This window comes from Acinetobacter lwoffii, assembly GCF_024129595.1.
GTDB classification, from domain to species: Bacteria; Pseudomonadota; Gammaproteobacteria; order Pseudomonadales; family Moraxellaceae; genus Acinetobacter; species Acinetobacter lwoffii_O.
Genome location: NZ_JAMXXS010000064.1, coordinates 1 through 6,708, shown reverse-complemented (window position 1 = coordinate 6,708; position 6,708 = coordinate 1). Strand labels below are relative to the sequence as shown.

At 31.3% G+C, this 6,708-nt stretch carries 4 protein-coding genes and 2 pseudogenes; 5 read left to right on the top strand and 1 reads right to left on the bottom strand.

The genetic code is table 11. The features are described from left to right. Positions 1 to 247: 247 nt before the first annotated feature. The 4 genes and pseudogenes from NI466_RS15385 (at position 248) to NI466_RS15370 (ending at position 5,936) form a co-directional block, all read left to right on the top strand. Positions 248 to 1,594: a site-specific integrase gene (locus NI466_RS15385; protein WP_253173980.1), complete on the top strand. Its 1,347-nt coding sequence runs from the start codon at positions 248 to 250 to the stop codon at positions 1,592 to 1,594. Positions 1,595 to 1,605: 11 nt separating this feature from the next. Further along, complete coding sequence (locus NI466_RS15380) at positions 1,606 to 3,186, top strand: site-specific integrase (protein ID WP_253173979.1); 1,581 nt, start codon at positions 1,606 to 1,608, stop codon at positions 3,184 to 3,186. Beyond that, positions 3,176 to 5,499 (top strand): annotated as a pseudogene (locus NI466_RS15375) (hypothetical protein). The gene NI466_RS15380 and the pseudogene NI466_RS15375 overlap by 11 nt, the downstream one beginning before the upstream one ends. Position 5,500: 1 nt before the next feature. Then, positions 5,501 to 5,936 (top strand): annotated as a pseudogene (locus NI466_RS15370) (hypothetical protein). Here NI466_RS15370 and NI466_RS15365 read toward each other — a convergent pair. Then, positions 5,925 to 6,134, bottom strand: a complete 210-nt coding sequence (locus NI466_RS15365) for a helix-turn-helix domain-containing protein (RefSeq protein WP_253173978.1) — start codon at positions 6,132 to 6,134, stop codon at positions 5,925 to 5,927. The pseudogene NI466_RS15370 and the gene NI466_RS15365 overlap by 12 nt on opposite strands. An 85-nt stretch (positions 6,135 to 6,219) precedes the next feature. On the opposite strand from NI466_RS15365, the gene NI466_RS15360 reads away from it, so the two are divergent. Continuing rightward, entirely contained in the window at positions 6,220 to 6,675 is a 456-nt protein-coding gene (locus tag NI466_RS15360) for a hypothetical protein (RefSeq protein WP_253173977.1), read from the top strand. Positions 6,676 to 6,708: the final 33 nt, after the last annotated feature.

Sequence of the window (6,708 nt, the reverse complement as noted above, 5' to 3'; positions counted from 1 at the left end):
TATTTTATATCCAGTCCATGGTGATAAAAACCATCATAAACCAGACATTTTTATTGGTGAGAATATAGACACTTTAAATGGGTTCTAACAAGTGTATTTCGTATAATGTATATTATGTTAAATCCGATACACCTAACAATAACTTCATATCCTTCTTTCTTAAGCTAGAATTCAATAACTTAACTAATTTCTATTTCAATCATAAAATATGATATGTTGACCTTAAGAATACTTCATAAACTTTACTATGTTTGCTTTAAAAACAATTTCTTTGGAAAAGAAAGTCTCAAACGAAAATCAAATTATTCTTTTATTTGATCTGGATTCATCTTGTCCATGTTTGTACCCTATGCTGTACACCATGAAATTTCTTAGATTTCAAAGTATCTCTACGCAGCATGCAGATTTAATCGCAATAAAATTTTGGTATGAATTTTGGTTTGAAAAGTTTGCCACATCCTTTTGTGAGTCGTTCTATTCGACATCCTATAATTTTGAGATCATTCAATGTGAAATTGATAATTTCATTGTTTACTTAGAAAATAATAAAAAACTTGAAAGCAATCTTATTCGGCTAAGAAATACAGACCATACTAATTACACGACAATTGGTCATAGGATTAGATCCTTTCTAAAGTTTTACAACTTTTTGATTGATGAATACTTGAGCATCCAATCACAGCCACAACTCACGTTGAAGGAAATTCAAAAGATTAAAGAAAACTTGAATAAATATATGACAATAAAGAAAAAAATTATAAATAACTTTTCAAAAACCAATAAAACAATTAAAAGTGAGATAAATCATAATTTTAAGAGCATGAATCAGGAAATGATTAAAGGATTGTATTCAGTTATTTCACCGAGCAACTCTAATAGATACAATGAATTAAATCCTTTTAAATCTAAAAGTGTGCAACTCAGAAATTTTCTGATCATACATCTCATGCTTAACTATGGTCTTAGAATTGGTGAACTTATGCTACTAACAACTAATTCTATTAAAAAATCAATTCAGAATCATAATTTTAGTTTAATTATTACAAATACAGATGATGAGTTTGATGATCGATTAAAAAAGCCCAAAATCAAAAATGAATATTCGTACCGAGTAATTAAACTACAGGAACGAGACTATAGAATTATTCAAATTTATATAAATGAAATTCGAAAAGAAATTCCTTCAAAAATCTTATTTATATCTTTAAAGCCTCCCTACTCTGCTTTAAGTTATGCGAGTGTTAAAAAGATATTCGATCAAGTAGATTTGTCATTAAAAGCATTGTTACCTGAGTATTTTGATACTTCAGCTTATGATTCAATAGAACGTCTAACTCCACACGTATGTAGACATTCTTGGGCTTATATGATGTTAAGTTTTTCTTTTGAGAAATATAAGAAAGAAAATGCTAGTCACTCTGATCTCAAACAAAGTGTAAATGATGCTCTACTAAAAGCACAGGATGATCTAAGAGCCTTAGGAGGTTGGTCACCTACAAGTACAATGCCTATATATTATGGTAAACGCTTTATTGTAGAACGAGCTAACTTTATGAACTTGGCTCGGATAATAGATTCCAGTATTAAATTTTGATTGATAAAAATATGTCCCAACTTAGTCTAGATTTTGAAAAAATTGATAATAGCCATAGTGAATTTATTATTTTCCACGATGCTGATCTTAGGCTTATAGAATCTTTACACTTACCGACAATCATTCGATTTCATAGAGCTGATAAATTTGATAGCAAGTTCGTTCAAACATCTAATGATGTTTGGGATTTTTCTTATTCAGGGAAAAAGCTTCACTTAAACTTCTCCAACTTCAGCACGCCAGAAAAAAAATTGGCTAAATTTTTTCTAGCTAATTACATTCAAGTTAATACACCATCTGCACTTGAAGCTAAATTACAGGCTTACACTTTTACAATCAAGTCGCTAAAAACTAGAAACTTAAAGCTTGATTATCAGAATGCGAAATCTGTATTAGTTGATTTAGCAAAAGCCGATAATTCTACATACTATTATCATTTTAAGTTTTTGGTGAAGCTACTATTTATCGAGAACTTTTCATGCTTTGATCTTGACCTCGAATACGAGTTGGAATTTCTTCAACGTCCTCAAGCATTTAATTCAAAATTATATTACCAACAATACGAAGATTCTATTGATTACCCGCTTATTTCAATGATTCAACAAGGTTTTATCAAGTTAAACCAAGTTATCAAGGATGATTTTCAAAGTATTGATAATCAAGAACTACTTTACTCATCAATACTTGGTTTAGTGTATGTAACTGGACTTAGACCTGTGCAATTAGCTAAGTTATCTGCTGAAGATATAAAAATAGATACCACACGTACGATAGATCAATTCCATCGCTATAGCATACTAATTCCTTATGCAAAACAAGCACGTTATGTACATGAGAAGATAGCTGTAAAACTTCCAGAAGAAGTTGCTGAAATCATTATTACTTATATCGAAAGATTTAACTTAAGTCCAAAAGATAAGTTATTTGATTTAGGTGAAAATTCTGCACGCTTTTGCTCAAAAGCGATTAATACACAATTATTTGATTTTGCTCCCGAAGAGTACAAAGAAGCTGTTCTTGCAAATGAAATGATAAAGCAAAAGTACTCATTTTCTGATTTTAGGCATCATGTTGGTTATAGTTTGGCAATGGCAGGTTCTTCTGCTGAGGAAATTGCATATATCTTAGGTCATTCTTCTGTAGTGACAGCAAGACATTATATTTTCTCTACCCCTGAACTTGCTCAAATTAGAGCACAGGCACTTGGGAAAAATTCCTTATATCGACAAATGATTGCTCTGCTTCTCACTGGAAGATTAATTTATAAAAAAGATTGGAATCAGAAAAAAGTTCTTGGAAATATTGGTAGCAGAATTCATTACGATATTGGTGGATGCTCCTACGAAGATAAATGTTTATTTCAACCTATACGTAACTGCTATGGTTGTATGTACTTTCATCCTTTTATTGATGCTAGCCATAGTAATGTTCTAGAAAGTATACAAAGTGAAATCAATGAACTCATTAAGTTATCAGATGGTATAGGCGTATCTAGGAATCCCCTGATTAGAGTCCATGAGTCAACTAAATTTGAAATTGAATCTGTAATAGCTCGTTGTGCATTACAGAAGGATGATCTTCATGAACATTGAAAAATATAATGCTTTTATTGAAGAACAAAAAAATTACTTTAATCAAAATTTACAGTCTAATTTCAAGTGGAATTGGAACGACTCCACTTGGTATGGTGGAACAATAGGTTCTGGATGGTTATTATCGAGAAGCGGGCAAATTCATTTTAAATTTAGCAATATCAGAAGGTTAAAAGGTATAGGTAGCCATGATATCAGCTTAATTTTTCAAGAGTTTATTAAATCGTTACTTGTTCTTAGTTATCGAAAATCTAATTCCAAAGCATCTCCTCAAAAGCTTTATGCTGAAGTCTTAGTTTTAAAACGTTGGTATAGTGCAATTTATGCTGAAAGTAGTGAAAATTTACATCCATGCCAATTGTCTACATCAATTGTAAATAAGTCTTTTGAAATTCTGGCAGAAAATTCGAGTAAAACGAATCTCCCCGACCATGCTGGTACATACCTTAGATTACAGGACATGCTAAATCATTATGGTTTTACTGAACAACCATTAGAATTTTCTCAAAAATATTTATATATAAATCAAAAAAATAGAACACCTAATGCTAAGAAAACAAAGGCTTTAATAGAGCAACTGGAGCTAGATGAAGATGAACTTAACAAAGATAAACTAATTTCAATTCGTACATTTATCAATATTGTATCCTTAATTAGTTTGTGTGAAACGAATGGTGAAAAGATAGTTCTTAACCTATTATTATTACTAATTATTACTGGTTTACGTTCAACAGAAGCAATTCTTCTAAAGACAGATGCTTTAATCAAAAAGCCTATACTAGATCCAGTAACCCAAGAGCACCTAAGTCTAGATGGTATTAAGCAATATACTTTGGGAATTCAATACCATGGTGCTAAAGGTGCAGGTTTTAAAATACATTGGGTAGAGCCATTATCTGCTAATTTGGTTGAAAAAATATTTAATTCAGTACTACAGCTAACCCAAGAATATAGAGAACACCTACATTATATTAGATCAAAAAAAATTCCGATTTTCTACCTAAATCAATTGATATGATTGGAGAAAATTATGTTGAAATAGATAATCTTATCGGAACAATTTTTGGTGTTAAAGATACGTATAGAGGACGAGCTGGGCAACGTGAAGTTGTCATCAAAACTCTCAAAAATATCCCAATTTATAAAGAGTTAAAGATAGGTGCTGAAAGAAAAAAATATTTTTTAAAAGATGATTTAAATAATTTTATTAAAAGCACAGCAGATTATGATTCTGAATTTCCTATTGATCATGTATTTAATTATGAAGGTATGATAGAAAAAATCCCTTTTGAAGATCTACTATTTATACATCAATTTAGATCAACGACACTTGATAGAGCTTTCTTTAACAAAGTTAACATTATCCCATTGAATGTTTTGATAATAAATTCATTTGTAGGTAGTAGACGAAATATGTCTGCTTTTAAGAAATACAATTTATTTGAAAATGAAACAGAATATTCCAAATTATCCTCACATATTCCTAGACATAACATTAACACTTTCCTTGCTTTAAGTGGACTCGCTGAGCACTTGCAAGCAATGCTAATGGGGCGCGTAGACATTAAGCAAAATCAATATTATCAACACTTAGCGCTAAAACAACGTAAAGTCACAGCTAGTTTGTTAGAAAAACATGAGTTGGCACTTTACGGAAATGACAAACAAGAACTAAAGCCTGACTATCCAATTGATTCTATTAAACATGATGGATTGATGTACTTTTCAGAAAAGTTGGATCTAGAAAATAATTTTAAGAAGAATTTACAGTCATTTGATTCCAAAAATGAAGTAGCGAGTTATGTAAAGAAATCTTTCTTTGATGAATATTTTCAAGATATCGCTGAATCTTTTAATGAGTTGGTTAAAGAGGATCAATCATTAGCCAATTCATTAGTTCAACGCCATGCTTGTTTACACCCCTTGCCTTTTGGTGGATGTATGCGTGAAGTCGCTGTGCACGATTGCCCTAAACGTCTTGCCTGCCAATCAGGTGATCAATGTGGAAACTTTGCTATAACTGGTCGTAAAGGCGAATTAGAAGCACTACAACATACTTTGAATAAGTTGCTGGATGAGTTTGCACATATGGAGCAAATCGTAGTCCATGATTTATCTTATAGCGAAATGCTTGAGGATTTACGTCAAAAAATACTTTATTTAAGTGATTTAAAAACAAAAGCACTTGATAGACAAAATAGTTTAACTCCTGTTCCTGTTTTTCCTTATGGAGATGCGATCTCTAAATTACCAACAACCTTAAGTGAACTATTCGCTATAGAACAGCAAAAAATTGAGAGTAAGGAAGCCTAATATGTTACGTGGCAAACAATTAGATGAAGTCATCGAACAAGAATTGCAAATGATGTTGATTGAGGGCTTTGAAAAATCCCCTATTTCACACAAAACGCTTCATAAGCGTCTAACAGCTAAAGGGTATATATCAGGTGGGCTTAACTTTAAGTTCGGCTGAAAGGAAGAAGCTAATATCTCTGTATGTATCTGAGCAGATTTCGCCACTAAATCTAAAGACTAAAGAACAGCAACTTTATGTGAATAAAAAGACAAGACAGGCTCTTACGGACACCAATAAAAATCTACGCACACAAATTGAAGCTTTGGAATCACAACTTCATCAGAATACAGAAACACTTATAGATATTATAGAAGAAGTGAAATTAAAAACTAATTTGAAGATAGACCATCTATTAGCCCCTCACCTTCTCAAAAAATATTTATCAAGGGAGTAATATTTTAGGGTCAACATTGAGTGTTTGTGAAATTTGATAGAGTTTTTCAACGGTAATACTGACTTCTCCCCTTTCAATTCGCCCCAAATAGCTACGATCAATTGTTGTTACTAAGGCTAATTGTTCTTGGCTAATTGATTTATTTTTTCGAGTTTCCCTAATTTTTGAGCCAATAGACTTTGCTAGTTCTTGATTCATTGGTAACAACCATAAATACAAGAACTATCAGGAATTGATGTGTTTTAATCCACGGACTATAATCCTCATTATTTGGATAATGAATATGGATATTCATAATTTACCAATGTTTAGAGAGCTATCTCTTGTAATCTGTAGTCATAAAATTGAGTCATGGCAAGCTGAAGATTTTTGGGATCAGGTTAAGCTTCTCAAAGTAGTTGAAAATAATATTAATTACCAAAGTGTATATCAGTTAATTCTTTGGTTAGTTAAAGATGGCTATTTGCTAGTTGATACCAAAAAAAAAGGTGGAAAAATAGCCTATACAGAAACTGAAAAAATAAAAAAATTTCGATCGGAGTTTGGCGTAGAGTCACCTATAACAGTAAATATTTTAGAATTAAAGAAAGATGAATTGGAACGAGATTTACTTGAGTTAATAGAAGAGATAAATATCTTAAATGATTTAAAAAAAATTCTACCAAAGCTTCAATTTAAAATGGCTTTGTTGCACAAACCTATCTGTAAAGGCTTTTTCAGCGATATAATTTTCAAATGAAGAAGCCTACACACAAAATCTACCGCACAACCA

What these genes read in the sequence shown, in the direction of transcription:
- NI466_RS15385 (WP_253173980.1), top strand. Translation starts at nt 248, where the DNA reads ATGTTTGCTTTAAAAACAATTTCTTTGGAAAAGAAAGTCTCAAACGAA.
- NI466_RS15380 (WP_253173979.1), top strand. Translation starts at nt 1,606, where the DNA reads ATGTCCCAACTTAGTCTAGATTTTGAAAAAATTGATAATAGCCATAGT.
- NI466_RS15365 (WP_253173978.1), bottom strand. Translation starts at nt 6,134, where the DNA reads ATGAATCAAGAACTAGCAAAGTCTATTGGCTCAAAAATTAGGGAAACT.
- NI466_RS15360 (WP_253173977.1), top strand. Translation starts at nt 6,220, where the DNA reads ATGGATATTCATAATTTACCAATGTTTAGAGAGCTATCTCTTGTAATC.